16 protein-coding genes are annotated in these 14,764 nt (G+C 71.9%); 4 read left to right on the forward strand and 12 right to left on the reverse strand.

Translation table 11 applies throughout. The features are described 5' to 3' along the window. The 11 genes from ACZ4VI_RS18510 to ACZ4VI_RS18560 form a co-directional block, all read right to left on the reverse strand. The coding region (locus ACZ4VI_RS18510; RefSeq protein WP_468000339.1) for a phosphoadenosine phosphosulfate reductase domain-containing protein at positions 1–236 on the reverse strand (236 nt) is incomplete at its 3' end. Beyond that, positions 233–817, reverse strand: a complete 585-nt coding sequence (gene cysC, locus ACZ4VI_RS18515) for an adenylyl-sulfate kinase (protein ID WP_468000341.1) — start codon at positions 815–817, stop codon at positions 233–235. The genes cysC and ACZ4VI_RS18510, both read right to left, overlap by 4 nt. Then, positions 799–1,509, reverse strand: a complete 711-nt coding sequence (locus ACZ4VI_RS18520; RefSeq protein ID WP_468000343.1) for a phosphoadenylyl-sulfate reductase — start codon at positions 1,507–1,509, stop codon at positions 799–801. The genes cysC and ACZ4VI_RS18520 overlap by 19 nt, the downstream gene beginning before the upstream one ends. Next, entirely contained in the window at positions 1,506–1,685 is a 180-nt protein-coding gene (locus ACZ4VI_RS18525; RefSeq protein ID WP_468000344.1) for a hypothetical protein, read from the reverse strand. The genes ACZ4VI_RS18520 and ACZ4VI_RS18525 overlap by 4 nt, the downstream gene beginning before the upstream one ends. Continuing rightward, on the reverse strand, positions 1,682–3,379 hold the full coding sequence (locus ACZ4VI_RS18530) for a nitrite/sulfite reductase (protein ID WP_468000346.1): 1,698 nt from the start codon (positions 3,377–3,379) through the stop codon (positions 1,682–1,684). The genes ACZ4VI_RS18525 and ACZ4VI_RS18530 overlap by 4 nt, the downstream gene beginning before the upstream one ends. Before the next feature lie 126 nt (positions 3,380–3,505). Then, positions 3,506–3,589, reverse strand: coding sequence for a putative leader peptide (locus ACZ4VI_RS18535; RefSeq protein ID WP_352077884.1), 84 nt, complete (start codon positions 3,587–3,589; stop codon positions 3,506–3,508). 145 nt (positions 3,590–3,734) lie between these two features. Next, entirely contained in the window at positions 3,735–4,304 is a 570-nt protein-coding gene (locus ACZ4VI_RS18540) for a GNAT family N-acetyltransferase (RefSeq protein ID WP_468000348.1), read from the reverse strand. Between the two features lie 118 nt (positions 4,305–4,422). After that, entirely contained in the window at positions 4,423–5,451 is a 1,029-nt protein-coding gene (locus ACZ4VI_RS18545) for a LacI family DNA-binding transcriptional regulator (RefSeq protein ID WP_468000350.1), read from the reverse strand. Between the two features lie 34 nt (positions 5,452–5,485). Continuing rightward, positions 5,486–6,286, reverse strand: a complete 801-nt coding sequence (locus ACZ4VI_RS18550; RefSeq protein WP_468000352.1) for an ATP-binding cassette domain-containing protein — start codon at positions 6,284–6,286, stop codon at positions 5,486–5,488. Beyond that, positions 6,283–7,296, reverse strand: a complete 1,014-nt coding sequence (locus tag ACZ4VI_RS18555; RefSeq protein WP_468000354.1) for an ABC transporter permease — start codon at positions 7,294–7,296, stop codon at positions 6,283–6,285. Before ACZ4VI_RS18555 ends, ACZ4VI_RS18550 begins: the two co-directional genes overlap by 4 nt. A gap of 410 nt (positions 7,297–7,706) precedes the next feature. Continuing rightward, positions 7,707–8,732 (reverse strand): substrate-binding domain-containing protein, encoded by a 1,026-nt coding sequence (locus ACZ4VI_RS18560; protein WP_468000356.1) that lies wholly within the window; start codon positions 8,730–8,732, stop codon positions 7,707–7,709. Between the two features lie 139 nt (positions 8,733–8,871). Here ACZ4VI_RS18560 and ACZ4VI_RS18565 point away from each other — a divergent pair, with 139 nt between their 5' ends. The 4 genes from ACZ4VI_RS18565 to ACZ4VI_RS18580 all read left to right on the forward strand — a co-directional run bounded on the left by ACZ4VI_RS18565 (position 8,872) and on the right by ACZ4VI_RS18580 (position 13,256). Beyond that, positions 8,872–10,908: a glycoside hydrolase family 32 protein gene (locus ACZ4VI_RS18565; protein ID WP_468000357.1), complete on the forward strand. Its 2,037-nt coding sequence runs from the start codon at positions 8,872–8,874 to the stop codon at positions 10,906–10,908. A 49-nt stretch (positions 10,909–10,957) separates the two neighbouring features. Further along, complete coding sequence (locus tag ACZ4VI_RS18570) at positions 10,958–11,923, forward strand: carbohydrate kinase family protein (protein WP_468000359.1); 966 nt, start codon at positions 10,958–10,960, stop codon at positions 11,921–11,923. 65 nt (positions 11,924–11,988) lie between these two features. Beyond that, entirely contained in the window at positions 11,989–12,642 is a 654-nt protein-coding gene (locus ACZ4VI_RS18575) for an RNA polymerase sigma factor (protein WP_468000361.1), read from the forward strand. Beyond that, positions 12,639–13,256, forward strand: coding sequence for a hypothetical protein (locus tag ACZ4VI_RS18580; RefSeq protein ID WP_468000363.1), 618 nt, complete (start codon positions 12,639–12,641; stop codon positions 13,254–13,256). The genes ACZ4VI_RS18575 and ACZ4VI_RS18580 overlap by 4 nt, the downstream gene beginning before the upstream one ends. A gap of 38 nt (positions 13,257–13,294) precedes the next feature. Here ACZ4VI_RS18580 and ACZ4VI_RS18585 read toward each other — a convergent pair whose 3' ends face one another. Continuing rightward, entirely contained in the window at positions 13,295–14,602 is a 1,308-nt protein-coding gene (locus ACZ4VI_RS18585; protein ID WP_468000365.1) for a helix-turn-helix domain-containing protein, read from the reverse strand. Positions 14,603–14,764 lie beyond the last annotated feature (162 nt).

Below are 14,764 nucleotides of genomic sequence, written 5' to 3' on the forward strand. Positions count from 1 at the left end.
TTGTGCCCGGTGTCGACGTGCAGCAGCGTGAACGGCACCGGCGCGGGCGCGAACGCCTTCAGCGCCAGGTGCAGCATGACGATGGAGTCCTTGCCACCGGAGAAGAGGATCACCGGCCGCTCGAACTCGCCCGCCACCTCACGGAAGATGTGGACAGCCTCGGACTCGAGCGAGTCCAGGTGCGACAGCGCGAACGGGCTGTCGGTCTCCTCATGAACATGGGCAACGGTCGTCATGCCAGGCCCCTCTCGCTGAGCAGCGCGTACAGCTGCGCCGCGGACTCCTGCACGGTCTGGTTCTGGGACTCGATCCGCAGATCCGGGTTCCGCGGCTCGTCGTACGGGTCGTCGACCCCGGTGAGACCGCTGATCACGCCGGCGGCCTGCTTGGCGTAGAGCCCCTTCACATCGCGTACGGAGCACACGTCCACCGGAGTGGCGACGTGCACCTCGACGTAGGGGGTGCCCTCGGACTGGTGGCGCTTGCGGACGGCCTCGCGGCTGTCCTCGTACGGGGCGATGACCGGGACCAGGACCTTCACGCCGTTCGAGGCGAGCAGCTCGGCGACGAAGCCGATCCGCTGCACGTTGGTGTGCCGGTCCTCGCGGCTGAAGCCGAGGCCCGCGGAGAGGAACTCGCGGATCTCGTCGCCGTCGAGCACCTCGACCCGGTGGCCCGCGCCGCGCAGCGTGCCGGCGAGCTCGTACGCGATGGTCGTCTTGCCGGCGCTGGGCAGGCCCGTGAGCCAGATGGTGGCACCGGTCACGTGATTCTCCTGGGAGGTCTCTGTGGTGGTCATCAGCCGTGCAGCCCGCATTCGGTCTTGGCCCGGCCGGCCCAGCGGCCGGCCCGGGCGTCCTCGCCCTCCGCGACGCGGCGGGTGCAGGGCGCGCAGCCGACGGAGGCGTAACCGTCCATGAGGAGCGGGTTGGTGAGGACGCCGTGCTGGGCGACGTACGCGTCGACGTCGTCCTGCGTCCAGCGGGCGATGGGGGAGATCTTGACCTTCTGCCGCTTCTCGTCCCAGCCGACGACCGGGGTGTTCGCCCGGGTCGGGGACTCGTCGCGGCGCAGCCCCGTCGCCCATGCGCGGTACGCGGTCAGGCCCTCTTCGAGCGGCTTGACCTTGCGCAGCGCGCAGCACAGGTCCGGGTCGCGGTCGTGCAGCTTCGGGCCGTACTCGGCGTCCTGCTCGGCGACCGTCTGGCGCGGGGTCAGGGTGATGACGTTGACGTCCATCACCGCGTCGACCGCGTCGCGGGTGCCGATGGTCTCGGGGAAGTGGTAGCCGGTGTCGAGGAAGACGACGTCGACCCCGGGCATGGCGCGCGAGGCGAGGTGGGCGACCACCGCGTCCTCCATGGAGGACGTGACGCAGAACTGCTTGCCGAAGGTCTCGGCGGCCCACTGGAGGATCTCCAGCGCGGAGGCGTCCTCCAGGTCGCGACCGGCCTGCTCGGCGAGCGCCTTCAGGTCGGTGTCCTCGGTGATGGTCTGAGCGGTCGTCATATCTCTTCCCTTCCAGCGGAGTTGCTCGAAGTGCCCGGGGCGAGGAGCCCCAGGAACTTCAGCTGGAAGGCTCGACTGCATGCCCGGCATTCCCAGGCGCCGTGACCTGTCTCATGCGGGAACAGGTCCTCGTCGCCGCAGTACGGGCAGTGGAACGGTGCGGCGCGCTCGCTCATGAGAGGGCCTCTTCCGAGGCCCGCGACGCCCAGGTGGCGAAGCGCTCGCCGTCCTCGCGCTCCTCCTGGAAGCGCTTGAGGACCCGCTCGACGTAGTCCGGCAGCTCGGCCGAGGTGACCTTCAGGCCACGGACCTTGCGTCCGAAACCGGCCTCCAGGCCGAGGGCGCCGCCCAGGTGGACCTGGTAACCCTCGACACGGTTGCCGGCGTCGTCCAGGACCAGCTGGCCCTTGAGACCGATGTCCGCGACCTGGATACGGGCGCAGGCGTTCGGGCAGCCGTTGATGTTGATGGTGATCGGCTCGTCGAACTCGGGGATGCGGCGCTCGAGCTCGTCGATGAGCGAGGCGCCGCGCGCCTTGGTCTCGACGATCGCCAGCTTGCAGAACTCGATGCCCGTGCAGGCCATCGTGCCGCGCCGGAACGGCGAGGGGCTGACCCGCAGGTCCAGGGACTCCAGGGCGGAGACGATCGACTCGACCTGCGCCTCCTCGATGTCCAGGACGATCATCTTCTGCTCGGCGGTGGTACGGACCCGGCCCGAGCCGTGCGCCTCGGCGATCTCCGCGATCTTGGTGAGCGTGGTGCCGTCGACCCGGCCGACGCGCGGGGCGAAGCCGACGTAGAAGCGGCCGTCCTTCTGCCGGTGGACGCCCACGTGGTCGCGCCACTGGCCGGCCGGCTGCTCGGGGGCGGGGCCGTCGGTCAGCTTGCGCTTGAGGTACTCGTCCTCCAGGACCTGGCGGAACTTCTCCGGGCCCCAGTCGGCGACGAGGAACTTCAGCCGGGCGCGGGTGCGCAGCCGGCGGTAGCCGTAGTCGCGGAAGATCGAGATGACGCCCTCGTAGACGTCCGGGACCTCGTCGAGCGAGACCCAGGTGCCCAGGCGGACGCCCAGCTTGGGGTTGGTGGAGAGGCCGCCGCCGACCCAGACGTCGAAGCCGGGGCCGTGCTCGGGGTGGTTCACGCCGACGAAGGCGATGTCGTTGATCTCGTGCGCCACGTCGAGGAGCGGCGAGCCGGAGACGGCCGACTTGAACTTGCGGGGCAGGTTGGAGAAGTCCTTGTTGCCCACGATCCGGCGGTAGATCTCGTCGATGGCCGGGGTGCCGTCGATGATCTCGTCCTCGGCGATCCCGGCGACCGGGGAGCCGAGGATGACACGCGGGGTGTCACCGCAGGCCTCGGTGGTCGACAGGCCGACGGCCTCCAGACGGTTCCAGATCTCGGGGACGTCCTCGATCCGGATCCAGTGGTACTGGACGTTCTGCCGGTCCGTGAGGTCGGCGGTGCCGCGCGCGAACTCCTGGGAGATCTCGCCGATGACCCGCAGCTGCTCGGTCGTCAGCCGGCCGCCGTCGATGCGGACCCGGAGCATGAAGTACTCCGCGTCCAGCTCCTCCGGCTCCAGGACACCCGTCTTGGTGCCGTCGAGGCCCTCCTTGCGCTGGGTGTAGAGACCCCACCAGCGCATCCGGCCCCGCAGGTCGTTGGGGTCGATCGAGTCGAATCCACGCTTGGAGTAGATCGTCTCAATGCGTGTCCGCACATTGAGACCGTCATCGTCCTTCTTGAACTGCTCATTGCCGTTCAGCGGGGTGAAGTGCCCCACGGCCCACTGGCCCTCGCCACGGTGACGGCTCACCTTGCGGCGGGGCGTAGCGGGTGCGGGGTTTTCCGGGGTGGCGGCCATGGCGTTTTGTCCTTCGGGACTGCGGGAGGGCGGCTCTGACCTGCACACTCGTACGTGGGTCAGGGGATGGCGCGACGGTGCGCAGCAGGGGCGGTCTGAAAGGTGCTCGGGGCGGTGCTGGTTCTCTCAGCGCGCCGAACACATGGCGCTGGACATGCGGCCGAGGTCGACGTGCCGCCGACTCACCAAGGCAATTCCAGTTCCAGACATGACGGAAGCGTGTCACGGGACTTTGGACCCAGTCCAGCTTCGTCCGAAATGTGGACACGACTGTCCCGGATGGCGAGACGCTGTGTCGTGGGTCACGTTCCCGGGCCCTCCCGCGGGCCCGGGAACGTGAGGTGCCGTTCGAGGATCAGGCGTGCGCGCCGGGCCAGGGGCCGGGGGCCTCGGACTCCTCGATCTCCTCCACCTTGGTGTCGAAGAGCCGGAAGCCCCGGCGCAGATAGTTGTCCATCGCGTGCGGCCCGTCCAGCGAGCACGTGTGCAGCCACACCCGCCGCGTCGCCTCCCGCTCCGGCCAGCGCTCGGCCAGGTCCCAGGCGCGCTGGACTCCGTACGAGAGTAGATGCCCACCGATCCGGCGGCCCCGGAAGGCGGGGATCAGCCCGAAGTAGACGATCTCCACGACACCGTCGTCCTGCGGGTCCAGCTCCACGTACCCGGCCGGCGTCCCCTTCTCGTACGCCACCCAGATCTCGGCCCCGGGCTTCTCGACGATCTCCTGCCACTGCTTGTACGTGAGCGACAGCCGGTCGTTCCAGCGGATGTCGCCGCCGACCGCCGTATAGAGGAAGCGGCTGTACTCGGGCGAGGGCACCTCGGCGCGCCGGATCGTGACGTCCTCGCCCTCCGGCGGGGTCGCGGGCCGCAGATCGGACGGCGAGGTCTGCTCGAGGGACCAGGTGGTGAGAGTGATGCGCATGCCCCCATGCCATCACGCGCCCCCACCGACCGCCCAGGGGCCCCACCCGCCCGCCCAGGACCCCCGGGCGCCCCTGTCGCAGCTCGCACAGGAGCGTGCCCGGTATGTGGACAGGTGCTCAGTCCGTGGACGCCGCCGGTGGGAGTTCGCCCGAGCCGCGTTCGATCAGGGTGACCGGGACCGTGTGCGTCGTCGCGCGGGAGCGGTCGCCGCCGAGGCGGGCGAGGATCTGCTCCGCCGCCGCGCGGCCGATCGCCGCCGGGTCCTGGGCCACGACCGTCAGGCCCGGCTCCAGGACCGCCGCGAGCGGCAGGTCGTCGAAGCCGACCAGGGCGACATCGCGCCGGCCCGCCTCGGCCAGCGCGGGCACCACCCCGAGCGAGGCGAAGTTGTTCGCCGCGAACACGGCCGTCGGGGGGTCCGCGAGGGCGAGCAGCCGCCGTACGGCGACACCGGCGGCGTACGGGTCGTGGGCCGTGACGACGAGCGCCGGGTCGTGGCCGATCCCGGCCGCCTCCAGCGCCGACCGGTACCCCCGCTGTCGCGTCTTGCGCGTGTAGAGGGTGGCCGGCCGGTCGCCGATGAAGGCGATACGGCGATGGCCGTGCGCGATCAGATGGGCCACGCCCAGCCGTGTCCCCTCCTCGTTCGCGCTGACGACCGCGTCCGCCGCGAGCCCCGTGCCCGGCCGGTCCACGAACACCACCGGAAGACCGCTCTCGCGCTCCCGGCGCAGGAAACGGTGGTCGCTGCCCGCTGCCGGGACGACGAGCAGCCCGCTGATCCGGCGCGCCAGGAACGTGGTGATGAGCGCGTGCTCCATCGGCTCGCGCTCGCCCGACGACCCCATGAGGAGCGTGAGCCCCCGGTCCCGTACGACGTCCTCGACGCCGCCCGCGACCGTGCCGAAGAAGGGGTTGCCCATGTCCGGCACGACCAGGCCGACCGTCGAGTCCCGCGAACCGACGCGCATGTTGCGGGCCATGAGATTGGGGCGGAAGCCCAGCTCCTCGACGACCGCGAGGACCTTCTCGCGGGTCGCCGCGGAGACCGGACCGTCCTCGTTGAGCACCCGGGACACGGTCTTCGGGGTCACACCGACCCGCTCCGCCACATCGGCCAGCGTGGGCCGCCGGCTGCTCCCCATGGTCACCGTTTCTCCGTCGTTCTCCGTCGTCGCCTCAGCCTCGTTCGCTCACGACGGTACCGCCGTCCGCGCCCTCCACGGTGAGAGCCCCGGTCATGATCGCCACCACCTCCGCCATCGAGTGGTCCGAGGGCCGGATCTGCGCCACGCGGCGGCCCAGCCGCTGGACGTGGATCCGGTCCGCGATCTCGAAGACGTGCGGCATGTTGTGGCTGATGAGGACGACCGGCAGGCCACGGTCCCTGACCCGTCGGATCATGTCCAGGACCTGCCCCGACTCCTTCACGCCGAGCGCGGCCGTCGGCTCGTCCATCACCACCACGTGCCGCGCCCAGGCGACCGCGCGGGCCACTGCCACGCCCTGCCGCTGACCGCCCGAGAGCGTCTCCACGGCCTGGGTCAGCGACCGGAGCCCGATCTTCAGATCGGCCATGTGGGCGGCGGACTCCTCCCGCATCCGCTTGTTGTCCAGCATCCGCAGCACCGAGCCGAGCGGGCCGCGCCGCCGGACCTCGCGGCCCAGGAACATGTTGCTCGCGATGTCGAGCGAGGCCGCGACCGCCAGATCCTGGTAGACGGTCTCGATGCCGTGCCGGCGCGCGTCCACCGGATCCCGGAACCGTACGGGCTCCCCGTCGAGCTCGATGGTTCCCTCGTCGGGCTGGAGTGCCCCGGTGAGCGCCTTGATCAGGCTGGACTTCCCGGCGCCGTTGTCCCCGATGACGGCGAGCACCTCACCGGGCATCAGATCGAAGTCGGCGCCGTCGAGCGCGGTGACCTGGCCGTAGCGCTTGACGAGCCCGCGGGCCTTCAGCACGGGTACGGGAGTGGTCATCGGCGGACCTTCCTGCGGGAGAACTGGTCGACGGTCACGGCGAGGATGACGAGGCCGCCGGTGATCAGGGTCTGGTAGATCGAGCCGACGCCCATCAGCTGGAGCCCGTTGCGGAACACGCCCACGATGAGCGCCCCGACGAGCGTGCCGAGGACGGCCCCGCGCCCGCCGAACAGGCTCGTGCCGCCGAGGACGACGGCCGTGATCGCGTCCAGGTTGTCGGTCTGGCCGGCCTTCGGGTCGCCGACGCCGGTACGGGAGACGAGGAGCAGCGCGGCGACCCCGTAGATCACCCCGGCGAGGGTGTAGATGCCGAGCTGGAGGCGGGTGGTGCGGATGCCGGTGAGCCGGGCGACCTCGGGGCTGTTGCCGAGTGCGTAGGTGTGCTTGCCCCAGGCCGTCTGACCGAGGAGGTACGCGAAGCAGAGGAAGAGCGCGATCGTGAGCACCGAGCCGTACGTGATGTCGGTGCGGCCGAGCGGGAAGGTCTCGCCCAACCCCGTGAGCATGCCGGGGAGTTGGGTGATCGTCTGCTCGTCCGAGTAGATGTGGGTGAGCGCGAAGGCGACGTTGAGCATGCCGAGCGTCACGATGAACGGCGGCAGCCTGACGAAGGTGACGAGTGCGCCGTTGGCGAGTCCGAAGAGGGCGCAGACGCCGATGCCGGCGGTGATCGCGAGGAGGGGCGGGAGGGTCCCGTCGGCGGCGAGCTTGGCCATCACGATCGTGCCGAAGGCCATCACGGCGCCGCAGGACAGGTCGATGCCGGCGGTGAGGATGATCAGGGTCTGGCCGAGGGCGAGGGTGCCGACGACCATCACCTGCTGGACGACGAGCGAGAGGTTGCCGCCGGAGAGGAACTGCTCGCTCTGGAAGGAGAAGAACGCGCAGGCGACGAGCAGCGCGACGAGCGGCCCGGTGGTGGGGTGGGTGAGCAGACGGCCCGCTGTGCGGCGGGTCCCGGGCGCTACCGGCGGTGCGGCGGCGGGCGGTGCGGTGGTCGTGGTCAACGGTGCGTGCTCCTTGTGCGGAGGGCGGATGAGGTATGCGGCAGGCGCGGCCCGGGGGGGGGGGGGGGGGGGGGGGGGGGGGGGGGGGGGGGGGGGGGGGGGGGGGGGGGGGGGGGGGGGGGGGGGGGGGGGGGTGGCGGGGTGGTGTGTGGTGTTGGTGGTGTCTGCTTTTTTTTTTTGGGGGGGGGGGGGGCGCCCCCCCCCCCCCCCCCCCCCCCCCCCCCCCCCCCCCCCCGGCCCCGGTCCGGTGGGCGAGGGCGGTGGGTGTCGTCGGGTCTGCCTGCGGCCGGTGGGCGTGGGCGGTGGGTGTCGTCGGGTCTGCCTGCGGCCGGTTGGCGTGGGCGGTTCATGGCGTCCGGTCGGGCCGCGGGCCGGTTCGTGCGGTCTCGCGGCGCCGGAGGGCCGCCGCGTCAGCCCCAGCAGTTCTCCAGGCCGTACACCGTGTCCTTGGCCGGGACCGCCGAGGTGGGCGTGTCGGTGATGAGCGTGACGCCCGTGTCGACGTACCCCGTCGCCTTCGTGCCGTCCTTGGCGTACGCGAGGACCGCGTCGACGCCCTTGGCGGCCATGAGCAGCGGGTACTGCTGCGACGTGGCCGCGATCCGCCCGGACTTGACGGCCTCCGTGCCGGTGCAGCCGCCGTCCACCGAGACGATCAGGACGTCCTTCTCGCGGCCCTTGGCCTTCAGCGCGGTGTACGCGCCCAGCGCGGCGGGCTCGTTGATCGTGTAGACGATGTTGATGTCGGGGGCCTTCTGCAGGCAGTTCTCCATGGCCGTCTGGCCCTTGGCCTGGTCGCCGCCGGTGTCCTGGGAGCAGACCACCGCCGGGTCGCCCGCCGTGATGCCGAAGCCCTTGAGGAAGCCGTCGTGGCGCAGCTGTCCGACGGCGACACCGGGCGCGAGGTCGAGCGTGGCGATCTTCGCCGGCTTCCCGGCCGTCGCGGCCTTGGCGTACCGGCCGATCAGCTCACCGGCCTTGAGGTTGTCGGTGGCGAAGAGCGCGTCGGCCGCGTCCTGCGGATCGGTCGGGCTGTCGAGCGCGATGACGAGCACGCCCTTCTTCCGGGCCTGCTCGATCGCCGGGACGATCGCCTTCGAGTCGTTCGGGGTGATCAGGATGCCCTTGACCCCGGAGGCGACCATGTTCTCGATCGCGGTGACCTGGCCCTCGTTGTCGCCGTCGAACTTGCCTGCCGCCGTGGAGAGTTCGGCGCCGGACTTCTTCGCCGCCTGCTCGGCGCCCTCCTTCATCTTCACGAAGAACGGGTTGGTGTCGGTCTTGGTGATCAGCCCTACCTTCACCGGGCCGCCGCTGCCGCCGGCGCCGGCGGAGCCCTTGGCCCCCTCGCCGCAGGCGGTGAGCAGCAGCGCTCCGGAGACGACGGTGACAGCGAGCGGGAGTGCGGTGCGGAAGGTGCGGAAGGTGCGCTTCATGGCGCGGCTCCTCGAGGACGCAGGGGGTGTCATCGTTGACTTATGTCAACGTTGACATCGACTGGCCAGGATGATGGACTCCGCCGCGAGAAACGTCAATGCCCCCTACTCGTCACGAGTTGGCAACGGAGGCTTCCGGATGAGCCGCTGGAAAGCACCGCAACTGACCGTCATCGCGGCCCTGCTCGTCGCCGCGACCACCCCGTTCGGCGCGGTCGTCACCGCCCACGCCGCACCCCACCACCGCCTGGCCACCGGCCCGGTCAACCCCGGTTTCGACACCGGGGATCTCACCGGCTGGACGGTCACCGAGGGCACCGCCTTCGGACCCGCCGCCGTCACGACCACCGACACCTACTGGGGCGGCCCCTTCCACCACCGGGGCAGCCACCACCTCTGGGGCTTCGCCGCCGCCGGCGACGACGCCACGGGCACCCTCGACTCCTCGACCTTCGCCGCCCCTTCACGGATAAGCTTCCTCGTCGGCGGCGGCTGGGACCCCGAACGCCTCTACGTCGCCCTGGTCAGGGACAGCGACGACCGGGTGCTGCTCAAGCAGACCGGCCCCGAGGACGAGGCGTACGTCAGGATCGTCTGGGACACCTCCGCCTGGCGCGGCCAGGCCGTCCACCTTGAAGTCGTCGACCGGAAGACCGGCGGCTGGGGACACCTCAACCTCGACGACGTACGCACCGGTGACGCCGCCGTCCGGGACGACAACGGCCTCTCCTTCCGCGTCCTCGGCCAGGCCAACCAGCCAACCTCGACCTGGGACTTCGGCGCCGACCCCCTTCGGCCGCAGTTCCACTACACGCCCTACCAGGGCTGGATCAACGACCCCAACGGCGTGATCCAGTGGCGTGGCCGTCACCACCTCTTCAGCCAGCATTACCCCGATGCCCCCAAGTGGGGCCCCATGCACTGGGCCCATGCCGACGGACCCGACGCCGTCCACTGGCGCGAGCTGCCCGTCGCCTTCACCCCGCCGCCCCGCGCGACCCCCACGGACAACAGCGGGATCTTCAGCGGCAGCGCGGTCGACGACGAGGGCACGCTGACCGTCGCGTACACGAAGTTCACCGACACCGGCGCGCACCCCGGCGCGACCCCCGAGACGGTCGCGATCGCCACCAGCACCGACGGCGTGACCTTCACCTCCGGTACCGAGGTCATTTCCCAGGCCCCGCCCGGCTCGTCCGCCGGATTCCGCGACCCCAAGCTCTTCCGCGACCCGGTCGACGGCCGCTGGAAGATGGTCGTCGGATCCGGCGACGGCGGACGCGGGAAGGTGCAGCTGTACGCCTCCGACGACCTGCGCAGCTGGACGTACACCGGGGTCCTCGCCGAGGGTGACGGTACGACCGGCGCGATGTGGGAGTGCCCGGACCTGTTCCCGCTCGACGGGAAGTGGGTCCTGCTCTACTCCACCAACGAGGGCGGGCAGTCGCTCCAGCGGTACGCCGTCGGCACGTACGACGGCAGCGGCTTCCGCGCGGAGCGGCACGGGGTCCTCGACGGCGGCGGCGACGTCTACGCGGCGCAGAGCTACCGCGACGACGCCGGGCGGCGGCTGATGACCGCCTGGATGAGCGACTGGAACGTCAAGGAGCCCACCAGGGTGGGTGGTTGGGCCGGGGCCCAGTCCCTCCACCGCGAGCTGTTCCTGGGACCCGACGGGCGCCTCGGTCAACGCCCTGTCGCGGAGGCCGCCTCGCTGGCCGAGGGTAAGCCCGTCACCGTCACCGACAAGACGGTGAGCGGCGGTTGGCGACTGGGGCGGGGCGAGACGGCGCGCGTCAAGGCCGTGCTCGACCTGGGGAGGACCACCGCCGACACGGTCACCCTGCGCCTCAAGTCCTCCCCCGCGGAGGCGACCGTCCTGCGCTACGAGAAGTCGAGCGGCACGCTCTCCCTCGACACGACCGCCGCCGGTTACGGCACGCGCGCGACGTACCGCACCCATGCCGAGCCGCGCGCGGACGGCACGCTGGCCCTCGACATCTTCGTCGACCGCTCGTCGGTGGAGGTCTTCACCGGAGACGGCGCGGCCCTCACCGCCCGGGTATACCCGCGCTACCGCGAGTCCGACGCGATCGAGTTCACGACGGAGGCCGGCGAGTTGCACCTGAAGAGCGCCTCCTTGACCCCGCTGGGTTCCGCCGTCCTGCCCGACTGACGGGCAAGCACCCCCCTGGCCGCAAGGCCCCTACCGAAAGGTCTTCCGCATGACCGCGACCCGCCGCCCCGTGGCCGTACTCGGCGAATGCGTCGCCGACGCCTTCCTCGCACCCGGCGCTGCCGACGCCGCCGAGGGGCCGGGCCTCCGGCTCGACGTGCTGCCCGGCGGCGGGCCGGCGAACACCGCCGTCGCGCTCGCCCGCCTCGGCACCCCCACCCACTTCCTCACCCGGCTCTCCGGCGACGTCTTCGGCGGTCTCTTCCGCCGCCGGCTCAGCGAGTCCGGCGTACGCATCGACCTCTGCCCCGACGCCGCCGAGCCCAGCACCCTCGCGATCGCGGGCCTCGGCCCCGACGGCGCGGCCGAGTACTCCTTCCACGCCGAGGCCACCGCCGACTGGCAGTGGACGCGTCAGGAACTCGCGCCCGTACGCGGCCTCGACCCCGCCTGCCTGCATACCGGTTCGCTGGCCCTGGTACGCGAGCCGGGCGCCGCCGCCGTCGAAGACCTCCTGGCCGAGCTGCGCCCCACCACCACGATCTCCCTCGACCCCAACGTGCGCCCCCTGCTCGTCGCCCCCGAGCGCTACCGCGCCCGGCTGCCGCACTGGTGCGCCCTGGCGGACATCCTCCGCCTCAGCGAGGACGACCTGGCGCACCTCCACCCCGGCACCACCCCCGAGGCGGCCTGCGACACCTGGCACCGGGCGGGCGTCCCGCTCGTGGTCGTCACCCTCGGCGCGGCCGGCGCGCTCGTCTCGTACGACGGCGTCCGCGGCCGCCTCCCGGGCCCGCCGGTCGACGTCGTCGACACGGTCGGCGCGGGCGACGCCTTCACGGCCGGTCTCCTCCACCGCCTCCACACGGCCGGCGCGCTCGGCGGCCGACTCGACACCCTCGATCGCCGGACCCTGGACGAGGCCGTCGCCTTCGGCACCCACGTCGCCGCGGCCACCTGCGCCGTACGCGGCGCGAACCCACCGCGTGCGGAGGACCTAGCGACCGCGGTCTAACATCCCATCAGGGGGATGTGATGCGCATCACTGGAACGCCTCGGGTCCGGCGGACAAGACCGGGTGTGGATTCTTCCCTGCACGACCGCATCCGGGCGGGAGACCCCGAGGCATTCCGTGAACTGTTCGGCGATCACGCCCAACTGGTCCACCGCCATGCCGTACGGGTGACAGGCGACTGGGCCCTCGCCCAGGACATCGTCTCGCTGACCTTCCTGGAGGCCTGGCGGCTGCGGCACAGGTTGCGCGACGAAGCGGGCGGTCCGAGACCCTGGTTGATGGGCATCGCGACGAACGTACTGCGCAACACGGCCCGCGCCGCGCGCCGGCACGAGCGCGCGCTGTCCCGCGTGCCGGTACGGGACACCGTTCCGGACTTCGCCGAGGAACTGGTCGACCGCATGGCGGACGCCGAGCGGCTGGCGGCCGCCCGGCGCTCGCTCGCCCGCCTGAGACGGTCCGAGCGCGAGGTCTTCACCCTCTGCGTCTGGGCCGGGCTCGGCTACGCGGAAGCCGCCGAGGCCCTGGGCGTTCCCGTCGGCACGGTCCGGTCACGGCTCTCCCGTGCCCGCACCCGGCTGCGCAAGCTCGTCGCGGTGGAGCTGAGGGAAGCGGGCCGGGGCGGGACCGGAGCGGACACGGAACCCGTGGCCGGGAGCGGACAAGTACGGGGTGGCCGCACCGATGCGGCCCGGTCGACCGAGGAGTGGAACCGATGACGCTCAATCCCTGGCGGCGGCAGGAGCCGCTCGACCACGAGGAGTTGGCCCGGCTGCTGCCGGCCCCGGGCGACCCGGTGCTGTCGGACGACCGCCGATCCACGCTCGAGGAGCATCTGATGCGAGAGATCCAGCAGCAACAGGCCCCCCGCTCACGGCGACGCCCGGTCCTCGTCGCCGCTTCCGTCGCGCTCGTCGTCCTGACCGGCGGCGCCCTGGCCGCCACCGTCCTCCTGGAGGACGAGCCCGCCTCGGTGCGCGACAGCGTCCGCTGCTACAGCGCGGCGAAACTGGGCGACACCCCGCACACGACCACGGCGATGGCCGACCGCCCCGGCGGAGCCCCGGCCACGGACATCAGCGCCACGGTCGCCGCCGCGATCGGCGCCTGTGCCGGGCTCTGGGAGGCGGGCCTCATCCAGCACGGGAAGCTCGGCGAACCGACGGTCGCTCCGGGGGAGCCCCTCGTCATCCCCTCCGCCACACCAGGGGAGGGGAAGGTGCCGCCGCTGACGGCCTGTGTCCTGGACAACGGTGAGGCCGCCGTCCTGCCGGGCGACGACCGTACCTGCCAGAACCTGGGACTCCCGCGCCTCGCCGACCAGCGGCCCTGAGGTTCGTGTCCGGAAAGTCTGGCTAGCCGGCTAGCCGGCTAGCCGTCCGCCTGCCGCGCGCGGGTCGCGCGCACCGCGGGGGCCGTCGAGTGGGGGAGGAGGTCGGCGGGGTGGGGAGGGCGGACGAGTTCGACGGCGACCTCCTCGCTGAAGCGGTACGGGCGGTGGGCCAGCACGCTTGCCAGGTTCCGGCGGATCCGGGACATCTCCGCCCGTACCGTCACCGTCCGCGTCCGGTCGCCGAACACGTCCTCCGCCAGCTCCGCCGCCGTCCGGCCGTCGCGGTGCAGGGCCAGGACATACAGCAGTTCGGCGTGGCGCGGGCTCAACTCGTGGGTCCAGCTGCCCGCCGCCCCCGACACCGTCAGCGACCAGCGGCGCGGCCGGCTCAGGTCGAGGACCACCCGGCTCGCCGCCTCCGCGCCCGCCCGGTCCTCCTCCACCCGCAGCAGCCAGCCCCCCGGCAGCGGCTCCACCGCGCACATGCCGAGCGACGGCAGCCACACGCGCCCGGCGCGGAAGGACTTCGGCAGCGCGATCCGGTCCACCGGCGCCATCCCCGTCACCGCCGCCATCCAGCCGTGCGCGTCCACCGCGACCGCGCGTCCGCCCACCCGGCACAGGATCGGCGCGGCCACCGAGCGCAGCCGTTCGATCGACCGCCGATGGCGGTCGCGCATCTCCGCCTCCGCGAGCTGGGCCACCGAACCGACCAGCGCGAGCGTCGACGGATGGAAGCTGGACGCCGGTCCGCTCACGTCCACGATCCCGAGCAGCCGCTGGTCGCGCGGATCGTGGACCGGCGCCGCGGCGCAGGTCCAGTTGTGCAGTGTGTGGACGTAGTGCTCGGCCGAGTGGACCTGGACGGCCCGCCTCATCGCCAGCGCCGTCCCCACCGCGTTCGTCCCGGTGGTGTGCTCGGTCCAGGCCGCGCCCTCCTCCAGACAGATGCCGTTGGCCTGCCGCAGCACCGAGAGGTTGCCCTCGCGCCACAGCACCCGGCCCTGCTCGTCGGTCACCACCATGATCTGCATCGAGGCGTCCGCGATCCCCGTCAGCATCGTGCTCAGCGTGCGCATCACCTCGCCGAGGACCGTCGTGCGCCGCCGCTGCTCCAGCTCGTCCCGCTGGAGCAGCACACTGCTGGTGCCCTGGTCCGGGTCCAGGCCGAGCCGGAACATCCGCTGCCAGGAGGCGTCGATCACCGGCCGGGGCGCGATCGGCGGCGTGCGGCCGGCGAGTGTCTCCTCCCGTACGCGGTGCAGCAGCCGGGTCGCCTGGGCGGCGTCCATGGCGGCGAGCCGCTTCATGTCGAGCCGAGTGTTGTTCAGCTGAGTGTTCTTCATCGGTCTCTCCCAGCCACCCGCGGTGCTGTATCGGTTCAGCGCATCTCGGAGTCCTGGTGCACCATCGTGCCGTCCGGTGCGCCCCGGCAGAGCCCGATTCCGCTAATCCTGCAACCCTTTGCAACTCTGGAAGCAACCGCTGTCATGCGTGAGGGTGGTGCG

The organism is Streptomyces sp. NPDC029169 (assembly GCF_055563935.1).